General features: G+C 50.9%; 17 protein-coding genes, 1 tRNA gene and 1 pseudogene. 7 read left to right on the plus strand and 12 right to left on the minus strand.

Features of this window, described 5'->3' with window-relative positions; genetic code table 11:
* Window positions 1–123: 123 nt before the first annotated feature.
* Window positions 124–402, minus strand: a complete 279-nt coding sequence (locus KI367_RS25515; RefSeq protein ID WP_212952913.1) for a stalk domain-containing protein — start codon at window positions 400–402, stop codon at window positions 124–126.
* A 336-nt stretch (window positions 403–738) separates the two neighbouring features.
* Window positions 739–1,629 carry an AraC family transcriptional regulator gene (locus KI367_RS25520; RefSeq protein WP_281422533.1) on the minus strand — a complete coding sequence of 297 codons (891 nt, stop codon included), beginning with the start codon at window positions 1,627–1,629 and terminating at the stop codon, window positions 739–741.
* Between the two features lie 470 nt (window positions 1,630–2,099).
* Between KI367_RS25520 and KI367_RS25525 the strand changes: the two genes are divergently transcribed.
* The 4 genes from KI367_RS25525 to KI367_RS25540 all read left to right on the plus strand — a co-directional run bounded on the left by KI367_RS25525 (window position 2,100) and on the right by KI367_RS25540 (window position 6,013).
* Entirely contained in the window at window positions 2,100–3,320 is a 1,221-nt protein-coding gene (locus tag KI367_RS25525) for an ABC transporter substrate-binding protein (protein WP_212952917.1), read from the plus strand.
* Between the two features lie 82 nt (window positions 3,321–3,402).
* A complete protein-coding gene (locus KI367_RS25530; RefSeq protein WP_212952920.1) occupies window positions 3,403–4,302 on the plus strand; it encodes a carbohydrate ABC transporter permease in 900 nt (299 codons plus the stop codon).
* 15 nt (window positions 4,303–4,317) lie between these two features.
* Window positions 4,318–5,175: a carbohydrate ABC transporter permease gene (locus KI367_RS25535; RefSeq protein WP_212952923.1), complete on the plus strand. Its 858-nt coding sequence runs from the start codon at window positions 4,318–4,320 to the stop codon at window positions 5,173–5,175.
* 40 nt (window positions 5,176–5,215) lie between these two features.
* Window positions 5,216–6,013 carry a histidinol-phosphatase gene (locus KI367_RS25540; protein WP_212952926.1) on the plus strand — a complete coding sequence of 266 codons (798 nt, stop codon included), beginning with the start codon at window positions 5,216–5,218 and terminating at the stop codon, window positions 6,011–6,013.
* 87 nt (window positions 6,014–6,100) lie between these two features.
* Here the strand turns inward: KI367_RS25540 and KI367_RS25545 are convergent, their stop codons facing one another.
* The 4 genes and pseudogenes from KI367_RS25545 to KI367_RS25555 all read right to left on the minus strand — a co-directional run bounded on the left by KI367_RS25545 (window position 6,101) and on the right by KI367_RS25555 (window position 7,363).
* On the minus strand, window positions 6,101–6,463 hold the full coding sequence (locus tag KI367_RS25545; protein ID WP_212952947.1) for a GNAT family N-acetyltransferase: 363 nt from the start codon (window positions 6,461–6,463) through the stop codon (window positions 6,101–6,103).
* Window positions 6,457–6,669, minus strand: a pseudogene (locus tag KI367_RS27365) (transposase); the annotation flags it as partial. The gene KI367_RS25545 and the pseudogene KI367_RS27365, both read right to left, overlap by 7 nt.
* Before the next feature lie 99 nt (window positions 6,670–6,768).
* On the minus strand, window positions 6,769–7,158 hold the full coding sequence (locus KI367_RS25550; protein ID WP_212952929.1) for a tyrosine-type recombinase/integrase: 390 nt from the start codon (window positions 7,156–7,158) through the stop codon (window positions 6,769–6,771).
* A gap of 131 nt (window positions 7,159–7,289) precedes the next feature.
* A tRNA-Pro gene (locus KI367_RS25555) sits at window positions 7,290–7,363 on the minus strand.
* A 243-nt stretch (window positions 7,364–7,606) separates the two neighbouring features.
* On the opposite strand from KI367_RS25555, the gene KI367_RS25560 reads away from it, so the two are divergent.
* Window positions 7,607–7,765 (plus strand): hypothetical protein, encoded by a 159-nt coding sequence (locus KI367_RS25560; RefSeq protein ID WP_156124758.1) that lies wholly within the window; start codon window positions 7,607–7,609, stop codon window positions 7,763–7,765.
* Window positions 7,766–8,323: 558 nt separating this feature from the next.
* Window positions 8,324–11,467 carry a hybrid sensor histidine kinase/response regulator gene (locus tag KI367_RS25565; protein ID WP_212952932.1) on the plus strand — a complete coding sequence of 1,048 codons (3,144 nt, stop codon included), beginning with the start codon at window positions 8,324–8,326 and terminating at the stop codon, window positions 11,465–11,467.
* 65 nt (window positions 11,468–11,532) lie between these two features.
* On the opposite strand, the gene KI367_RS25570 is transcribed toward KI367_RS25565, so the two are convergent.
* The 4 genes from KI367_RS25570 to modA all read right to left on the minus strand — a co-directional run bounded on the left by KI367_RS25570 (window position 11,533) and on the right by modA (window position 14,934).
* Window positions 11,533–12,687 carry a response regulator gene (locus tag KI367_RS25570; RefSeq protein WP_212952935.1) on the minus strand — a complete coding sequence of 385 codons (1,155 nt, stop codon included), beginning with the start codon at window positions 12,685–12,687 and terminating at the stop codon, window positions 11,533–11,535.
* An 88-nt stretch (window positions 12,688–12,775) separates the two neighbouring features.
* Window positions 12,776–13,048 carry a hypothetical protein gene (locus KI367_RS25575; protein WP_246537303.1) on the minus strand — a complete coding sequence of 91 codons (273 nt, stop codon included), beginning with the start codon at window positions 13,046–13,048 and terminating at the stop codon, window positions 12,776–12,778.
* A gap of 320 nt (window positions 13,049–13,368) precedes the next feature.
* Window positions 13,369–14,070, minus strand: coding sequence for a molybdate ABC transporter permease subunit (modB, locus tag KI367_RS25580; RefSeq protein ID WP_212952938.1), 702 nt, complete (start codon window positions 14,068–14,070; stop codon window positions 13,369–13,371).
* Between the two features lie 15 nt (window positions 14,071–14,085).
* Complete coding sequence (gene modA / locus KI367_RS25585) at window positions 14,086–14,934, minus strand: molybdate ABC transporter substrate-binding protein (RefSeq protein WP_212952941.1); 849 nt, start codon at window positions 14,932–14,934, stop codon at window positions 14,086–14,088.
* A 253-nt stretch (window positions 14,935–15,187) separates the two neighbouring features.
* Here modA and KI367_RS25590 point away from each other — a divergent pair, with 253 nt between their 5' ends.
* Window positions 15,188–16,138: a substrate-binding domain-containing protein gene (locus tag KI367_RS25590; protein WP_212952943.1), complete on the plus strand. Its 951-nt coding sequence runs from the start codon at window positions 15,188–15,190 to the stop codon at window positions 16,136–16,138.
* 155 nt (window positions 16,139–16,293) lie between these two features.
* Here the strand turns inward: KI367_RS25590 and KI367_RS25595 are convergent, their stop codons facing one another.
* Both KI367_RS25595 and KI367_RS25600 read right to left on the minus strand, forming a co-directional pair.
* Complete coding sequence (locus KI367_RS25595; RefSeq protein ID WP_036715568.1) at window positions 16,294–17,163, minus strand: EamA family transporter; 870 nt, start codon at window positions 17,161–17,163, stop codon at window positions 16,294–16,296.
* Window positions 17,164–17,548: 385 nt separating this feature from the next.
* Entirely contained in the window at window positions 17,549–18,232 is a 684-nt protein-coding gene (locus KI367_RS25600) for a hypothetical protein (RefSeq protein ID WP_212952945.1), read from the minus strand.
* Between the last annotated feature and the right edge of the window lie 206 nt (window positions 18,233–18,438).

An 18,438-nucleotide genomic window follows, 5' to 3' on the forward strand; every position in this document is an offset into this window, starting at 1 on the left:
AATCATTTTTACGGTTTGGATTTTAAACTCTTTGTCATATTTCTGACTCATCTTCGGACACCTCGATTTTGCTAGGTTTATTGTCGCATTCTCGATTCTCGGTGTCCACTATTTAGTCTAGCATCAATCATCTTCAGCAAGTTTAATCGTTGTTAATCGATCTTTGCTTGTTGCTGTAACACTTTTGGTTTTGGAATCCCACTGAACATTCATATTGTATTTTTCAAATATTTCGCGGAATGGAGCCATGGTGGTTCCTCCATAGGCAACGATAATATCTGATGTGAGTTTTTCATTATAAACATATACAGCAGGTCTTTGCACTTCATCGGCAAAAGAAGTGGATGCAAAAAAACATATCGCAAATATCGTAAGGAAAAGTCCTAAAACATACTTCTTCATGAATTCTTTACCCCTTGTTGTTAGTTACCTACCGTGATAAAGCCCAATCCTTTGCGAATTGGGCTTTATGTCCTTCGATGCCTTCAGTTGGGCAGCAGGGCTATAACGTGTATTTCACAGTAGTACTTTTCTTCGTCCGAATTGTTTTCAATCAAGAAAATAATATAATTAATCCTTTCGCCGTAATCGGCAAAAATCGGGAGCCCTCACAATGCCAGCATGTAAGCACAAAAAACTGGAACAAATCGTCTTTGCCGCGTACCCACATTTTGATTTTAGGTCTTGTCTCTGAGTTTACTTAATGACATTGGGGCACTCAGCCCTCTTTTTTCATGCTCAATCCAGCTCCGCCTTATACGTCTGGCGGTATTTAAGCGGTGAGAGGCTGGTAATGTCTTTGAAAATGCGCCCGAAGTGCGTCATGCTCTCAAAGCCGACCCTCTCGGCGATATCGGCGATTTTTAAGGTGCTTCCGGTCAGGAGGCGGCGCGCTTCCTTGATCCGGACATTGTTCAAATACTCGGTGAAGGTGAAGCCGGTATTTTCCCGAAACGTCTTGCAGAAATAAGAGGGGCTGATGAAGAACTTGCTGGAGATGCCTTGGATCGTCTGGGTTTCATGGTAGTTCTGGTTCAAGTAATCGACGATATCGAAAATCTTCTTATGAATCGGATTGCCCCCGGTATGGTCGACTGCCGGCAGCGTGGACGACTTACGGTAAATGAAGATAAGCAGCTCAAACAGCAGCGTTTTCAAATAGTACTCGTAGCCGGGAGGCTGCTTGTTGTACTCGGCAATCATTTTGTCGAAAAGCTTCTCGATAAAGCTCTGTTCCTGCCCGTTCAAGGGCATGAAATGCTTGCCGCTGGCAAAGCTGGACAGCACGTGAAAGCTGTCGTTGTAAGGAAACATATCCTCGAGAAATTCCTCCTGAAACAGCAATGTAATCCGCTCGAAGCTCTCCTTGCTGGAGTTGACCAGCTTGTGGATCTCGTTCATGTTGATGATTAACAAGGCCCCGCCAACCACTTGGTAGCTTTGATCCTCGATGAAATAGCTGATATCGCCGGAGACCAGATAAAAAATCTCATAGCCATTATGATAATGGCGTGTCGGCATGCTCGTGTTATATTTCCTCTCGCGACTAATGTCGAATTTAGAAGCTTCATAGAAATTTAACTCCACAATTCTTCCACCACCATGTAAAGTTGTGAACCTCAAGATCATGATAACATATGTAGAAAAAATAGAAAATAGATAAGATATGTGCAGAAAAATCGTAATATCCTATGCTATATTTGTAGTCGACAAGGCACAAACCATAGGAGGTAGCGGATAACAGGAGAGTAAAATAGCCTATTTTTCGACGTGATTCGAGTTAGTTTTGTTAACATTGTGTAAAATGAAACTTCGTTTTTGTTAAGCTTTGAGTCAGCTTTGTTAACTTCGTGTTAAAAACGGTTAGAGTTTCGCAGGTCCGAACTGGTTTTATTCAGTTTTCTGTAAATTTGGCACAAAAAACGGAGGCAGGGGTGTCCATGAAAAATCCACTCACGAAAAATCGCTTTCTGATGAGCGTACTTCTATTGTTTTCTCTCTCAACGGTACTAGCCGCATGCGGGAGTGCAGACGATTCGAATCATACGGCCACAGCGGATGCGAAGAGCAATGGCAAAGAAAAAGTAGAGATTGTCTGGATGATGGCGACAGACCCGGACAAGAAAGCTTGGCAGGACGCAATGGTCTCGACCTTTGAGGAGAGTCACCCCAACGTCAAAGTGAGGCTCGAAAATATCCCGTACGACCAATTCGATCAAAAACTGGCTACCTTGATCGCCAGCGGGAATGCGCCGGATGTTTGGAATCCGAACCAGGCGGACAGCGGATTTGCGACTTATATGAAGATGGGGGCCTTAAAGGACCTGACCCCTTATATCGATAAAGGGGCTCCCGAGCTCAAGACGATGGACCCGAACCTCCTCAACATTTATAAAATCGACGGTAAGTATTACGGCGTACCGCTCGTAAGCAACGCCACCTATCTTTACTACAACAAAGACTTGTTCGATGCGGCCGGAATTCCTTACCCGACGACGGATTGGGACGACAAGTCCTGGAACTTCGATACGATGCTCGAAACGGCAAAAAAATTGTCCCATGACGTAGGCGATGCGCGCAAGCAGGTTTTCGGCTTTTCCAGCGCTCTTAGTGCCAATGAGATGACCTGGCTCTTCGGCGGGGACATGTTCAAACCGGAGGCCTACACGACCGGCGTCTTGGGAGAGCCGGATCTCATGAAGCCGCTGAATATAGAAGCGCTGCAGTTTAACGTGGACTTGATCCATAAGTACAAAGTTGCTCCGGACGCCGAGACGGTAGCCGCATCTGCACAACTCGGGGACCCGTTCCTTACCGGCAAGGTCGGCATGTACATTTCAGGCGGGTGGGGGCTGGGCTCCTACAAAAAGGCGGATTTTAAATGGGGGGTAGCGGCCGTTCCGTATCACGAGGGACGGAAAGTACCGCTGTACGTCGACCCGTGGAGCATTTCGGCGACAAGCAAACACCCTGACGAGGCCTGGGAATTCGTCCGGCATTTAGCGAATCCCGCAGAGGACGGCGGCGCTTACCGGTATATGAACGATGTGGGTAGAACACCGGCGGATTCAGGGCTGTTCAAACTTTGGTATGACAAAATGGGCGGGGAAATCAGCATGGATGCCGCGGCGTTCAAGCAGGTACACGAAGGCTCGATCCAAAATGGCCGCGAGGCGGAAAATCACCTGATCGTCAAATTTAATACCGTGCTCGAAACGATGAACCAGTCGCTCTATCAAGTATGGGGAGGCAAAGAGAGCGTGACGGACGGATTGAAGAGCTTGAATGAGAAGCTTCTGTCGCTCAACTTGAATCAATAACAGCCAGAGCTTGGAGTGTCAATTACACCTGGGCGGACGTGATGTGCAAGCCCGCGTCCGTCCCATCCTACGGAGGTTGCTCATGAGTAAGCGTACGCTGGCAATGAAGCGCGAGGAGCGGTCGTTTTGGATTTTTATAGCTCCTTGGTTTATCGGTTTTATATGCTTTACCGGGGGACCGATTCTCATCTCGCTGCTGCTCAGCTTCACCGAATACAATGTGATTTCTTCACCGAAATTTACGGGAATCAGCAATTACCTCCTGTTGTTCAAAGACCGGCTGTTCTACAAGTCGCTGTCCGTGACGCTGTATTACACCGTGCTTGCCGTGCCGTTCACGATCCTGACCTCGCTGGTGATTGCGGTGCTGCTGAATCATCGAATCAAGGGGCAATCCCTGCTTCGCACGCTGTATTACGCGCCCAGCATCGTATCCGGGGTAGCCGTTTCTTTTCTATGGTCGTGGCTGCTGAACCCGCAGTTCGGTGTTGTGAATTCCGTCCTTTACGATTGTTTCGGCATTCAAGGGCCTGGTTGGTTTACGAGCTCCGGCACCGTAGTCCCGTCGATGGTGCTCATGCAGCTGACGGCTTCGGGCAGCACGATGGTGATCTTTCTGGCTGCGCTGCAGTCGCTGCCGGCCGATTTGTATGAGGCCGCTTCAATCGAGGGGGCCAGCGGATTCACGAAATTCCGGAAAATAACGGTCCCGCTCATTTCGCCCGTCATCCTTTTTAACACGATTATTGGCATGATCGGAGCGCTGCAGATTTTTACGGAAGCCTACGTGATCACCAAGGGCGGGCCGGACTGGAATTCGTATTTCTATGTCTACTATTTATTCGATACGGCGTTCAAGCAATTCCGGATGGGGTATGCGTCCGCTCAAGCCTGGATCCTGTTCCTGCTCATTTTTGCGCTCACCCTCGTTTCGCTGTGGGGTTCGAAAAAATACGTCCACTATGAATACGACTCGAAGTAAGGAGATGCCTTCCTCATGAAGCCAAAAAAGTCATACAACCCCGGCGATATGCGTCCCGTAAACAAAGTCATCCTTTACGTCCTGTTATACGGCGGCGTTCTGTTATTCGCGTTTCCGTTGTTTTGGATGCTCTCCACTTCGCTGAAGACGATCGCCGAAATCCATCGCGTCCCGATGACGTGGTTTCCGGGCCGTCTGCAGTGGAGCAACTTCAGGCAAATTTTTATCGATGCCCCGCTGGGCCGCTTTCTTTGGAACTCGGTATGGTACTCGGCTGTGACGGTAGCAGCGGTCGTATTCACCTCCGCGATGGCCGCATTCGCTTTTGCGCGGCTGCGGGCGCGGGGCAGCCTTTTATTATTCGGACTCGTCCTCAGTACGATGATGATCCCGTCTCAAGTGACCTTGATCCCGCAGTATTTGCTGTTTACGAAGCTGCACTGGACCGGAACGTATTTGCCGCTTGTCATCCCGGCATTTACGGCGAGCTCCTTTACGATCTTTCTGATGCGCCAGTTTTATCTCGGGATCTCGAAGGAACTGGACGAAGCGGTCAAAATCGACGGGGGCGGCCAATTCACGATGTTCTTCCGAATTCTGATTCCGCTCTCCAAGCCGGCTTTTGCAACTGCGGCCATTCTGGAGCTGATCTCAAGGTGGAATGACTTGTTCGGGCCGCTTATTTACTTGAACGATATGAATAAGTACCCGGTTTCGCTCGGCTTGGCCAATTTTACGGCAGCTTACGGGGCAACGCCGTGGAACCTGCTGATGGCTGCTTCGCTCGTCGCGATTTTGCCGCTGCTGCTCATTTTCTTCTTTGCCCAGAAGTACTTTATTCAAGGCATTGTGATCACTGGCTCCAAAGGCTGATTGTATTCATCTTGATGAACCAATGAATCGGAGGGATTCCATGAAGTTTGATTTTCATACCCATCACGAGCGCTGCGGACATGCGGCCGGCTCAGTGAGGGACTATATTGAATCGGCCATTGAACAGGGGCTGAATATGATCGGCATCTCGGACCATACGCCGTTTTTCGCATCGGCCGAAGATCGCCCATCCTTAACGGGGAGTATGGCAAAATCAGAGTTTCCAGAGTATATTCGGGAGGTTGTGGAGCTAAAGAAGCAGTACCATGGGAAAATTGAGGTGCTGCTCGGCATCGAAGCGGACTTCTTGCCGGAGCATCTGGAATTGTACCGATCGGTGATCGCCGCTTATCCGTTGGATTACGTCATTGGCTCCGTGCATGAGTTCGCCGGCATCGGCATTTATGACTCGGCGTATTGGGAAAGCCTGACCGCGGCACGAAAAATGGAAGTGAAAAAGTTGTTTTATGATTATATCGCCCAGTCCGCGAAATGCGGCTTGTATGACATTTTGGGCCATGTGGATTCCTTGAACCGCTATTTCAACGGATACTCGGAGCTGCGTACCGAAGCGGCCGACGTCATGCTGAAGGCGGTTGCGGAAAGCGATGTAGTGATTGAAATCAATTCCTCCGACAACCACTGGGTGCCGGACGGTGATTTGCTGGAACGCGCGCACCGTTATGGGGTAAAGGTGACCTTTGGCTCTGATGCGCACGAACCCGAGCGCGTAGGCGAGCATTTCGCGGCGGTCGCCGGCCATTTGTATGACATTGGCTACCGCGAATGGGCCGTATTCCGCCATCGCGAGCGGTTCATGGTTCCGATCGCCCGGTGAGTATGCCATTGAAAGGCAAGGATTGAGTATGAGAGCCGCTGGTTCCAGTCATGGGGAACCGCGGCTTTTTTTGGTGAACGGAAGATGTTATCCCCTATCTAAATTCAGAAAATCCTCTCTCAAGAGCCCCATCACGATGGTGTCGACGTACTGTCCATCAATATAGGAATGCTCGCGCAGCCTTCCCTCAATAACGAAGCCGCACTTCTCGTAGGCACGGATAGCCCTTGCATTGCCACCCCATGTTTCGAGTTGAACACGCCGAAGGTTCATCGTCTGGAACACATACCGGATCAGCGCTTTCAAGGCATCCGATCCCCAGCCTTGCCCCCAGAAGTCCTTGTTTCCAATACCGATGCCGACGGTGCAGCGGCGGGAGACGATGTTCACGTCTCGGTACTCAATGAAACCGATATGCTCGGGTTGTTCGCCGCGCGTATAAATGAGAATCTACTTATTCCTTCAAGCGGCGCAGCCAAGAGTGCTCGTAGAATACCTTGTCTGCAGTATCCCTCAGCGCCTCGGGGTGAACGGCTTCTCAGTTCCTTGGCATACGGTCTCAGATCGAGAGAGCTGAAGAAGATCGGCAATCTCTCCTTGGGTTGAATTTTTAAAAGTTCTTCGAAGGAAAACAGACATTCTTGGAGAATATACAAAGTGACTTCCTCCATCCTTGAGGTTTTTGGGTTTGGTCACTTGAAAACTTCTCCAAGTTGGGGTGAAGTCCCTTTTTTATGTCCGAAAATCCTTACGGCTCAAGGCCTCAGATTACTGCAAAACGCTCGTTTAATATGATATGGCTGGAACACTTCAATCTTAATATCTTCTTTGGCATAGTTTACTTTCTTGCAAGGATTTTGTTTCTCGGTAATATATTCGCACTCTACGAGATAATTGAAGAATGACTTCAAGACACGCAATTTTGAATTCTTCGTTGTAGGATTATTACCTTTTTCATTTTGACAATAAAGCAGGTACTTCTTGATTGTATTTCCTGTTAAATCCTCAACGTTTAATATTTCGTCTTCCGCTGCAAACTGCTGAAACTCGTTCAATGTTCTTGTATACCTGTCCAAAGTGTACTGAGAAATGTTCTTCAATTCTCGGTCTTCAATAAACTCTTTTACCGCAAATTTGATCAACAAAAAAACCACTCCCTTTTTTGATATGAAATCCATTAGGTTGTGGTTAGATGATCTAAAACTGTGTCTCACATTGACCACTATCCAAAGTCACCCTTGAAAAATGGCTGTAACCCTTGATACATAAGGGAAGATCGGAGTAGCGGGATTCGAACCCACGGCCTCACCCACCCCAAGGGTGCGCGCTACCAGACTGCGCCATACCCCGATGATCGCGGGAGCCTCGGTCGGCTCCTTACAATCTCATTATATGCAACCTCTTCCATCGATTTCAACAACAAAATGTTTGTTTCGCAAAATCCCGCAGCGGGTATTTGTGAACAGAACGTGAACGCTTTCAATTGCGAACTTGTGAACGTTTTTTGAAAGCCGGAACCGAATCCAACGAAAAACGTTATATAAGATAGCGGTTACAAAACGACCCATGACGCGAAACCAAGGGGGTGAAATGATGACAACAAGGCAGATGCATTCCGTCGTCGCGGCAGTCATGACTTTCAGCATTCTGATCGTTGGTTGCGCCGAAGCCAAACGGGCCGAGCAGCCTCCCAAAGCATCCGTGAAGCCGCCTCGAAGCGAGTCTGCCCAACCCAGCAATCAGGGACGCTAAACTCCACTTTGGCTTGATACCCAAACGGATTCCAAACCAACACGGTGCACAGTAAGTTGTTTTTCATAAAAGTTGCGCTAACCTCATGCCTTCCCGAACCTCTTCCAGACCGGCGGTGCAGTTATGCATCCTTTTCACAATGCAGCAAACCGGGAATATGCCATTCATCCAAACGGCTTCCTATCCAGCCGAGACCTGAATGTGATCAGTTTTCTTCTCTGCTCCTCCTTTTCACACCCGCATCTTGACCGAACTGTTTAGCAAAAAAGCCGATGCCTCTCGCATTCGTTCTTGCCTTTTTAAACCTTATTCACCGTAAGGACCAATCCGTCCATACCGCAATAAAAGAATGCGTAAATACCTGCCAAACGCCCCCGTCCGCGCCAATCCCGAGGGTTGCATGAAATGTAGAAGTCGAAGGTTTCGCAGGAGTTCATATTCGCGAAAACGAAATTTTCGAATGGACAGACGCTGGGCGAATCCTGTCGTATAATAGATGGTGCTCGACAACAACAAGATCCGCTGACAACTACTCTAATAACGGGGACGGTAGGTTTGATGAAGAAAGCAGCCATATTATTGATATACGTAGCCCTTCTCCTTTGCGTGAGATGGTTCTGGTCCGATACGTTCGGGACGGAACAACAGCCCAAAGTGGAGAACGGCGTGCTTGACCTGCGCGGAATCCATTTGGATGACAGGCATTCCATCGTGCTGGACGGAGAGTGGGAGTTTTACCCGGACATGCTGATCTCCGGCAGCAGGCAGGCCGACCAGGCAAAAGACGGTCGCCGCTACATTCAAGTTCCCGGCGATTGGAGTTCGGCTTGGCCCGACAAAAACGGCTCATCGTTCGGATACGGCACCTACAGGCTTCGCATCCTCGTGGACCAGCCGCTGAACCAGCCTTACGAATTATGGGTCAAGGAAATTAAGGCCGCTACGACCGTGATCGTGAACGGAAAAACCGTAGGAGGGTTCGGAAAACCGGCAGCGACTGAACAGGAGTACACTCCGGAGCTGGTATCTTTCATTAATACCTTTGTCCCGGACAAGCAAAACGTGATCGACATCATGATCCAATCCGCCAATTACAGCGATCCCACGAGCGGGGGGATCATCCAATCCCTGCGGTTCGGCACGCAGGCGGCGATCGATTTTCAGTGGTGGTATTCGATCGGCTTTCAGCTTTCCGTTTTCATGATCCTGCTTCTGCATGCGCTGTATGCCGGCATTATGTACCTCATCAATCCGAGGGAGAAAATGCTGCTTGCCTTCGTTCTGCTGCTCGTCTTCGCAGGCCTGACGATCGTCTCGGACCATGAATACGTGCTTATGCGCTGGTTCCCCCTTAATTACACGTGGATGTTGAAAATCCGCGTTCTTTCCTATCTGGGCATTACGTTCTGCATGCTGCTGATGGGCAGGAGTTTTGTCGGACGAACCCGGAAGGGGCCTTTGTTTATCGGATTTGCAGGCGCTGCCGCCCTGTACGTCTTATTCGTGCTCATCGCGCCCGCCAACTTGGTCCATCTGTCCAGGGCCTATCATGTTTTTGGCTTGTTCTACCTGCTGCCGAGCTTCTGGTTTTTCTATCTTATCGGCCAAATGGTGCGCCGGAAGCACAAGGATGCGTTTATCATCCTCCTGGCGGCAACGAGCGTCATGTCGAACATTCTATGGGGATTCGTGAATTTCGATTGGAATTTTACGCCGATTTATTATCCGGTCGATATTCTGGCTGCCATCGTCGGATTTTCAGCCTACTGGTTCAAACGGTATTTCCGGAACGCGGCGGAAAACGCCAAGCTGAACAAGCAGCTCCGAGAGGCGGATGAACGGAAGGACCAGTTCCTGGGGAACACTTCGCACGAGCTTCGGACGCCGCTGCACGGCATTATCAATATCGCCCAATCGGTGCTGTCCCGCGAGCAGCATACGATGACGGAAGAAGGCCACAAAAACATGGAGCTCCTCGTCACGATCAGCCGCCGGATGGCTTACCTGCTCAGCGACCTGCTCGATGCCGTCCGATTGAAGGATCAAAGGATCATGCTCCGCCGGCAGGCGCTGCAGGTTGAACCGGTCGTATCGGGCGTCATCAGCATGCTTGCCCATATGACAGAGGGCAAACCCGTCCAAGTGAAGATGGCATTGCAGGAGATTCCTTCGGTATATGCCGATGAACAGAGACTGACCCAAATTTTATTCAATTTGCTTCACAATGCCATCAAGTTCACCGACGAAGGCGTCATTGAAGTCACGGCCAGCCTGAACGGAGAGCAGGTCGTCATCCACGTGTCGGATACCGGGCGGGGGATCACGAAGGAAGCGCTTGAACGGATTTTCCTTCCTTACGAGCAGGGGCATGGCGACGATGAAAACGGCGGCATCGGCTTGGGCCTCAGCATCAGCAGGCAGCTCGTCGAACTGCATGGCGGATGCCTGACGGCCGAGTCCACCCTTGGAAAGGGGACAACGTTCAGCTTTTCCCTGCCGATCGCGGAAAGCCGCACGGAAGAAGCCTCCGAAATCCGGGAGGAACAACGCGACGAACCGAACCCGGCGGAACGCGTGCCGGACAACCTGCCGATGCAGGAAACCGCGGCAGCCGCAGAACCGGGCCTGATCACTGAAACTGCCGATATGACGGAACGTTTCTCCAAAGGATTAAAAATTTTGATCGTGGAAGACGATCCCGTCAATCTGCGGGTCCTTGCGGGCATTTTTGCGGAGGAACATTATGAGATCCAAACGGCCTTGTCGGCGAAGGAGGCGCTGAATCTGCTGGAATCCGCGTCTTGGGACCTGCTCGTTTCCGACGTCATGATGCCGCATATGTCCGGATATGAGCTGACGCGGATCGTCCGGGAACGTTACAGCAGCTTCGAGCTGCCGATCCTGCTCCTGACGGCAAGAAGCCGGCCGGAGGACATTTATGCAGGTTTTATCGCCGGTGCCAACGATTACGTCGCCAAACCGGTGGATGCGATGGAGCTGAAATACCGGGTGCTTGCCTTGGGCACGTTAAAAAAATCCGCGGAAGAAAGGCTCAGGATCGAGGCCGCTTATTTGCAGGCGCAAATTCAGCCGCATTTCCTGTTTAATACGATCAATTCGATCATGTCCCTAAGCGAAATCGACTTGGACAAAATGCGGGATCTGGCCGACGCGTTCACCTCGTATTTACGGATCAGCATCGACTTCCTGAATTCGGAACAAATCGTCCCTCTGACCCACGAACTGGATCTGGTCGAAGCGTACCTTTACATCGAAAAAGAACGTTTTGGAGAACGGCTTGAGGTCGTATGGGACATAGATCCGGAAATATCGCTGTTCATTCCTCCGCTGACGCTGCAGCCCCTGGTCGAAAATGCGGTCAAACACGGACTGCTGAGCAGGCTGCAGGGCGGCACGCTTGAAATCCGCATCCGCCGCCAGGAGGATGGGACAAGGTTCGAGGTTCGGGATAACGGAAAAGGCATGTCCGAAGAGGAAGTCGGGCGGCTGCTTCACCTCGACCCCGACAGCATTCAGGCATCCCGCGGGATCGGATTGCTGAATACGAACCGCAGGCTGATGCAGCATTACGGCAAAGGCCTGCATATTGAGAGCAAGCTGGGGCAAGGCACGGTCATGTCATTCGTCATACCGAATCCTAGCTCCGAGCCGGGCCGAAACCCGGAATTTTTCGACGAATAGGAAAAAGCAGCCTGATCCGTTCAGGCTCCTGATCCGTTCAGGCTGCTTTTTCTATTTGATTGACTTTATGCGCCGCTGGCGACGCCTTGTTCCCATTCCAGGTACCAGGACGTGATACCCGCGCTTGGGGACATGGCGTATTCGCCGTCGAACACGTCCCTCAGCTGTTGATACAGCCTTCTTACTTCTGCGTAATTATGCAAACCGGCGTACATCTTCATCAAGCCGGCATAGCCGTCCTCCATAAAAGGCAGTCTTTCGATCATCTGCTGATACAGCTTTGCAGCTTCGGCATACTGCCCGAGCCCGACGTGGCACTCGGCGACGGGTTTGGCATAATTGAGCCACAGCAGCCGGATCCGTTCCTGTTCCGGTTCTGCCCATATATAGCGGTGCTCCTCCAGAAAATCGCCGGTGTACTTGTCCAGTGTTCCTAGATGGCGGTGAAGCGTATCCGGGGTTACCGGCGGCGCGTCGCGAAGGCTGTTCTCCCACGCCTCGACGTCGAGTTCTACTTGGCCCCAAACCAGGCGGTATCCCTCATCATGGTACTTGATTTGAAGATCCAGCCCGCTTGTTTTGATCATTTGCCTAATCTGATAGATTGCCGTATGTAACTGAGTTGTTGCTTTTTTCATGTCTTGCTCCGGCCACAGCAAATCGATCAGAGCCTGTTTGCTCACTATCTTGTCCCGGTAATAAATCAGATACGCAAACAATTCCGGCGCTTTCAGCGTCTTCCATTGGAAGTATTTCGGTTGGCCGTCCGGGTCGCGGTAATGCAAACTTTGCAGGCAGCAAAGCATTGTCTTTGCAGCTTGATCCTGATTTGCGCCCGCAGCGTTCAGAAGCGAAAATCGGACGACCCTGTTCAACGTCACGTTCAAGCGCGACGCGTTCACGGGCTTCAGCAAATAATCGAGTGCGTTAACCTCGAAAGCTTTAATCGCAAAATCCTGATAGGCGGTAACAAAAACGATCTGCATTTGCGGCTGGAGCTCCAGCAGCTTCTCCGCCAGTTCAAAACCGGAAACCTCCGGCATTTCGATATCCAAAAAAGCGACATCGGGCTGCACTTCCCGGGCGGCGGCAAGTGCAGCGTAAGGATCCTGATAAGCTCCGGCCAGCTCCAAATGAAGGTTTGCCCCGATCTGTGAATGCAGAAGTTTTTCCAACTTCAATAAAGCCAGTTTTTCATCATCGACGATTATTACCTTCAAGGCTTCTCTCCTCCTGGGCAGCGCTGCATTCTCTTACTTTCATTTTAACAGCAAAACGTGCCCAGTTGAACCGAGAAACCCGACTCTTCTATGATTCTTTTTGCAGGATGCGATCCTCTGTTTCCTCTTGGACGACCGAACAATTTTCCCAATCGTCCATTGCCATGTACCCGCGCCGGACGAGCGCGAAAATGGTGTTGGTCGTGCAATACCATTCCAAATCGGACACGCTTGGAGAACGATCCCTTAATTTCGATACGGCTTCCTCATACGTCCAGTATCCGCCTTGCCTCCAGCGGACCAATTTTCCCCCATGCTGCTGCGCCTTGTTCAGCGCCTCCTGCTGTATTTCAGATAACATTAATTGATCACCACACAAATCTTTTACGTTATTTGCTGCCAAGACAATCGATGGAATCATTACGCCCCCCTCCCATTTCAGCGAGTATAAGGCTATTTAAGCATAGGGCTCTGAATATATTCTGAAAAATAAACGCTAGGACCAAAGAAACAGGTTCAGGGCGGCCGCAAAAAACATGGCGAAAACATAAAAAGAAATGCTATAAAAAAAATTTTTTCGAAATGACCGGGCATCCCCAATCATCAAAAAAGCTTGACCCGGTGCAAGCACCAAATCAAGCTTTTGTTCATTTCTGCGCAGTATCTTTGCCAAAAGCGCGCCTATAAAGATTTTCGGGGCTGGACGGCCGCCCGGGTGGATTCCGGCGGATTTCGGCGTCCCGTCAGTAACAGCATCAGGAACGAAATCGCGACAATGGCCGCCGTCCATGCCCATGCCATCGGCGTATTGCCCGCATCCACCGCCACGTAGATCGCCGTCGGGATGGTTTGGGTTTTGCCCGGGATGTTGCCCGCGATCATGAGCGTCGCCCCGAATTCCCCGAGCCCGCGCGCGAAGCCGAGGATAAAGGCGGTACCGACCGCATGGATTGCAAGCGGCAGCGTAATGTATCGAAACACCTGCCATTCGCTAGCGCCGTTCGCGCGCCCGGCGTTTTCGAGTTCGGGATCGACGGCGGCAAAGCCGTTTTTCATCGTTTGGTATACCAGCGGAAAAGATACGACCACGGCGGCGATCACCGCTGCCCACCAGGAGAAAATCACCGGCGCGTCAAACAGCCGTTCGGCGGCCTGTCCGATCCAGCTTTTCCGTCCGAGCAGCACCAAAAGCAAAAAGCCGACGACCGTCGGAGGAAGCACCAGCGGCAGCATCAGGACGGTTTCGAGCACGATTTTGCCCTTGAATCTTCTTCGGGACATCCACCAGGCCGCAGCCGTGCCCAGGATCAGCACGATCACGCTCGACAACGCCGCCACCTGAAGCGAAATGCGGACGGGGGGCCAAAAATCATGCCAGTTCATATCCACACATCCTTTTTACTCCGGAACGGAAAAGCCGTATTTGACAAAGACGTCAAGCGCAGCTTGCGACTGCAAATATTCGTAAAAATCCTCCGCTTCCCGCGCATGTTTGGTGGCTTTGACGATCCCGACCGGATATTCCACCGCCGAATAGGAGGCCTGGTCCACCGTAAACGCGATGCTGATTTTCGAAGAAGACAACGCGTCCGTTTTATAGACGAACCCGGCGTCGGCATTGCCCGTTTCGACGTATTGAAGCACCTGCCGCACGTCTTTGGCCTGGACCAGCTTCGGCTGAAGCGGCTCCCACAGCTTCGCGTTCGTCAGCGCTTCCTTCGCGTAATTGCCTGCGGGCACGCTTTCCGGAATGCCGATCGTGATCCTTTTGACCTCAGCTTTGCCCAAGTCTCCGATGCTGCCGACCGGACTGGCAGAATCCGCCGGCACGACGGCGACCAGCTCGTTTTTCAGGAGGGTCGTCTCCTTGCCTTCCTCGATGAGTCCCTGCTCGACAAGCGGCTTCATGTTTTTGACGGCGGCGGAGAGAAACAGGTCTGCCGGGGCTCCCTGCTCGATTTGCTTTTGCAGCGCGCCGGAGCCGCCGAAATTGAAATTCAGCTCCACGTCGGGATGGGACTTCTCGTAGGCGGCCTTGATTTCCTCAAGCGCACCGGTCATGCTTGCGGCCGCGGAAATCGTCAAGTCCACTTTGGAAGACGGCTTCGCATCCGGTGCCGCTGGATTCGAACCTGACGCAGCTTGAGGGTTGGCATCCGTTTTTGTCGCGTTTCCGCAGCCTGTCGCCAACGCCAGAATCAGCGCAAAAACAAACCAAACCATACTGTTTCGATACATTTTTCGCATGTTAGCACTCCAGATCATTATATTTAGTTATAAATAGTTATAATTGATATAAATTATATGGGGCGTTACACGCATTGTAAACCTATTTCAGAAATGTTTCACAATCGGACAACAAATCCGTTGGGCCGGACTCCGCTTGATGATCAAGAAGCAGTATGTTTCTTGGCTTTTTGCAAAATCGGCATGTTACAATGGAAGAAGGATCATAAGGCTTTTGCCAAACGAGCGCCTGTTTCGAATAAGGAGGATTTCCATGTCGAGCGATATATCCTATACCACCGAAGAAATCGCCAAAATGCTGAAAATATCCAAGCTCACCGTTTACGATCTGATCAAAAAAGGTGAGCTTCCGTCCTACCGCGTCGGCAAACAGATGCGCGTGGACGCGGCGGATCTCGAAGCTTACAAGCAGCGGGCCAAAGGCACCCGAACGGCGTCGATCCCCGTCCAAGCGGCCGACAACCTTCCCCTTTCCGCCGCGCCGGCCATGAACGGAGTTCGCCCGCTGGTCGTGACGGGACAGGATATCAGCCTCGACATTTTGGTCAAATATATGGAAAAGGGCATCCCCGGCGTCCGTCCGCTGCGCGCCTACGTCGGAAGCCTGGACAGTCTGATCGCCATGTACCGCGGGGAGTCGGACATCGTCAGCACCCATTTGCTGGACGGGGATACCGGCGAATACAACATCCCGTACATCCGCAAGCTGCTTGTCGGCTCTTCCTACATGGTCGTGAACCTGCTGTCGAGGCAAGCCGGGCTGTACGTGCAAAAAGGCAATCCGCTCGGTCTCGGCGGCTGGGCCGACCTGGGCCGCCCCGGCCTGCGGCTGATGAACCGCGAAAAAGGCTCCGGCGCGCGCGTCCTGCTGGACGAGCAGCTCCGCCTGCACAGCATCCGGCCGCAGCAGATTGAAGGGTACGAAGAAGAGCAGACCAATCATCTCGGGGTGGCGGGCAAGGTCGCTTCCGGCGAAGCCGACGTCGGCGTCGGCATCGAAAAAGCCGCGGCCATCGTCGGGCAGGTCGATTTTATTCCGCTCATTCGGGAGCGCTACGACCTGGTCATGCTGAAAAAGCCGGAAAATAGGGCCTGGATCGGGGCGCTTCTCGACATTTTGCGTTCGGAGGCGTTCCGGAAGGAGCTGCAAACGATCGCGGGGTACGACTTGTCGCGCACGGGGGAAGTTTTGTTCGAGACGTGACCGCCTTCTCATAATTAAAAGGAGCTGCCCGGGTCCAAAGCGACCTTTGGGACAGCTCCTTTTTCCTTCCATAAGAATTTAGACTCTCCGGCGCCCCCGCAAAGTACCTGAATCGGCTTCGAGGCCGTCGGCCCGACTTTTGCGGGCTTATTCCGCTATCCTTTGAGCAGCAAAAGAAGCGTTCCTGCCGTCAGCAGCACGAGTCCGGCCGTCGCTTTGATCGACAGCTTTTCCCTCAGGAACACGAAGGCAAACAGCACCGTAAGCAAAATGCTGAGCTTGTCGATCGGTACCACGACGCTTGCCGGGCCGTCCTGCAGCGCTTTGTAAAAGCATAACCACGACAGCCCCGTCGCCAGTCCGGACAAAATGATAAACAGCCAGCTTTTCCGGTCGATCCGCTTCATGTCGCCCTGCTTTTTCTGGATAAACACGATCAGCCAGGCCATGATGAGCACAACGACGGTCCGGATCGCCGTCCCGAGGTTGGATTCGACGCCTTCGATCCCGATTTTGCCCAAAATCGAAGTCAGGGCGGCAAACAGCGCCGACAAACAGGCGTAAATGAGCCAGCTTCCGCGGACGGCGGCCGCGGCCTTTTCCGATTTGCTTTTCTGGATCATCAGGTACGTTCCGGCCGCAATGACGACCATCCCGATCGCGTTCGCCCAGGTCAGCCGCTCGCCGAGAAACATAAACGCCAAAATCATCGTAAGCACGTTGCTTGATTTATCCACCGGCACGACCTTGTTGACGTCCCCGAGCTGCAAAGCCCGGAAATAACAAATCCAAGAAGCTCCCGTCGTCAGGCCGGACAACAGGAGAAACAGCAAGCTTTTTCCGCTTAAAGCCGCGATCGTGTTCTGCGACCCGACCACAAAAACCATCAGCCAGGAGAAAATCAAAACGACCCACGTGCGCAGCGCGGTGGCCAAGTTAGAATCCACGTTGCGGATCCCGATTTTGGCAAGAATCGATGTGATGCCGGCGAACAGCGCCGCCCCAAATGCAAAGGCAATCCACATTGCCGATCAGTCCCCCTTTGATGCCAAGATGCCGCCGATCCGATCTTTATGTATCTGACCCTTAATTGTATAGCATATGGATTTTAAAGCCGTTTACTCGCCGGGAGGCCCATAAATTCCCTGCCTCTTCACCATATCGGAAACGCAGTCAAGGCAGAAAACCCTTGCCGCAAAAGAAATCGCCCTATCCCTTGTCCGCCAAAATCTCTTCAAGCCTGCAGCAGGTCACACACGCCGCCCAGGGTTCCAGCACATAGCTAGTACAAATCACTTTCCGGTTAGGACCACAGCAAAGGACCATATGATGAGTGCCACCTCAAACGCTGTCTTGCTGACACCCTTTGGGCTGGTTGCTAATTTCGGCAACAGAGCTCTGAGTTGGTATTCAACAAACTGTTAAATGGGTTATTTTATTTAAATTCGTATTTACTGTAATCCACATTGATTCACACACTGCTGCTAAGGATTGTACAGATACATGCTCTCGAAAATCATCGTTAAAAATCCACTCCTTGGGGCTTATATTAAAAAAGTTCTGTGTGCTTAAATACGTTGATTTAATAAACTTCCAAGCCAGTTCTACTTCTCGATTATATGTTTTTGAAATTAAAGATAGATTAACATTATACACTTGGGAATCGTATTGTGGAAAATTAGTGATAATTTTCTCTTGGCAGTCTGATCCATAGATATCAATCAGAAAGTCGGTAAGTTCATTATTATATAAGGATTTTATAAACGTTTCCCTTGATTCCTGGCGTATTTTTTCAATATTAATATAAGTTATACTTGGATAAGAAATTTTTAGGACATCCTCGAAATGCGGGGCAATCTCAGAAACAACAATTCTATAGTCAGTCTTTTTTTTGATAGGTAAGCTGATAAGGGTATTGCTGTAATTTAAAACATAAGGTGCCGTGAAAAAAAGCCCCAGGGTTGTTAGTTCGTGATCTACTGGATCTACAGGTAATTTATCGATTTTTGGCCGTTTTTTTTCTGTATGACTTAATATAGGCCGCCGAACATCACCAATTACTTGATTAGCTTGTACCTCAGTAAATAACTCCATTTAATATCCCTTCTTTCAACCTGCAGTATTTAGTAAAAAGAGTAACACAACAAATGGCACATTGTTGTGTTACTCTCACAAATGAGCGTTTTGCAGTAATCTGAGGCCTTGAGCCGTAAGGATTTTCGGACATAAAAAAGGGACTTCACCCCAACTTGGAGAAGTTTTCAAGTGACCAAACCCAAAAACCTCAAGGATGGAGGAAG

Source organism: Paenibacillus cookii, assembly GCF_018333375.1.
Lineage (GTDB): Bacteria > Bacillota > Bacilli > Paenibacillales > Paenibacillaceae > Paenibacillus_AQ > Paenibacillus_AQ cookii.

What these genes read in the sequence shown, in the direction of transcription:
- KI367_RS25565 (WP_212952932.1), top strand. Translation starts at nt 8,324, where the DNA reads ATGAAGAAAGCAGCCATATTATTGATATACGTAGCCCTTCTCCTTTGC.
- KI367_RS25560 (WP_156124758.1), top strand. Translation starts at nt 7,607, where the DNA reads ATGACAACAAGGCAGATGCATTCCGTCGTCGCGGCAGTCATGACTTTC.
- modA (WP_212952941.1), bottom strand. Translation starts at nt 14,934, where the DNA reads ATGCGAAAAATGTATCGAAACAGTATGGTTTGGTTTGTTTTTGCGCTG.
- KI367_RS25540 (WP_212952926.1), top strand. Translation starts at nt 5,216, where the DNA reads ATGAAGTTTGATTTTCATACCCATCACGAGCGCTGCGGACATGCGGCC.
- KI367_RS25530 (WP_212952920.1), top strand. Translation starts at nt 3,403, where the DNA reads ATGAGTAAGCGTACGCTGGCAATGAAGCGCGAGGAGCGGTCGTTTTGG.
- KI367_RS25575 (WP_246537303.1), bottom strand. Translation starts at nt 13,048, where the DNA reads ATGTTATCTGAAATACAGCAGGAGGCGCTGAACAAGGCGCAGCAGCAT.
- KI367_RS25515 (WP_212952913.1), bottom strand. Translation starts at nt 402, where the DNA reads ATGAAGAAGTATGTTTTAGGACTTTTCCTTACGATATTTGCGATATGT.
- KI367_RS25525 (WP_212952917.1), top strand. Translation starts at nt 2,100, where the DNA reads ATGATGGCGACAGACCCGGACAAGAAAGCTTGGCAGGACGCAATGGTC.
- KI367_RS25590 (WP_212952943.1), top strand. Translation starts at nt 15,188, where the DNA reads ATGTCGAGCGATATATCCTATACCACCGAAGAAATCGCCAAAATGCTG.
- KI367_RS25520 (WP_281422533.1), bottom strand. Translation starts at nt 1,629, where the DNA reads ATGATCTTGAGGTTCACAACTTTACATGGTGGTGGAAGAATTGTGGAG.
- KI367_RS25535 (WP_212952923.1), top strand. Translation starts at nt 4,318, where the DNA reads ATGAAGCCAAAAAAGTCATACAACCCCGGCGATATGCGTCCCGTAAAC.
- KI367_RS25600 (WP_212952945.1), bottom strand. Translation starts at nt 18,232, where the DNA reads ATGGAGTTATTTACTGAGGTACAAGCTAATCAAGTAATTGGTGATGTT.
- KI367_RS25595 (WP_036715568.1), bottom strand. Translation starts at nt 17,163, where the DNA reads ATGTGGATTGCCTTTGCATTTGGGGCGGCGCTGTTCGCCGGCATCACA.
- modB (WP_212952938.1), bottom strand. Translation starts at nt 14,070, where the DNA reads ATGAACTGGCATGATTTTTGGCCCCCCGTCCGCATTTCGCTTCAGGTG.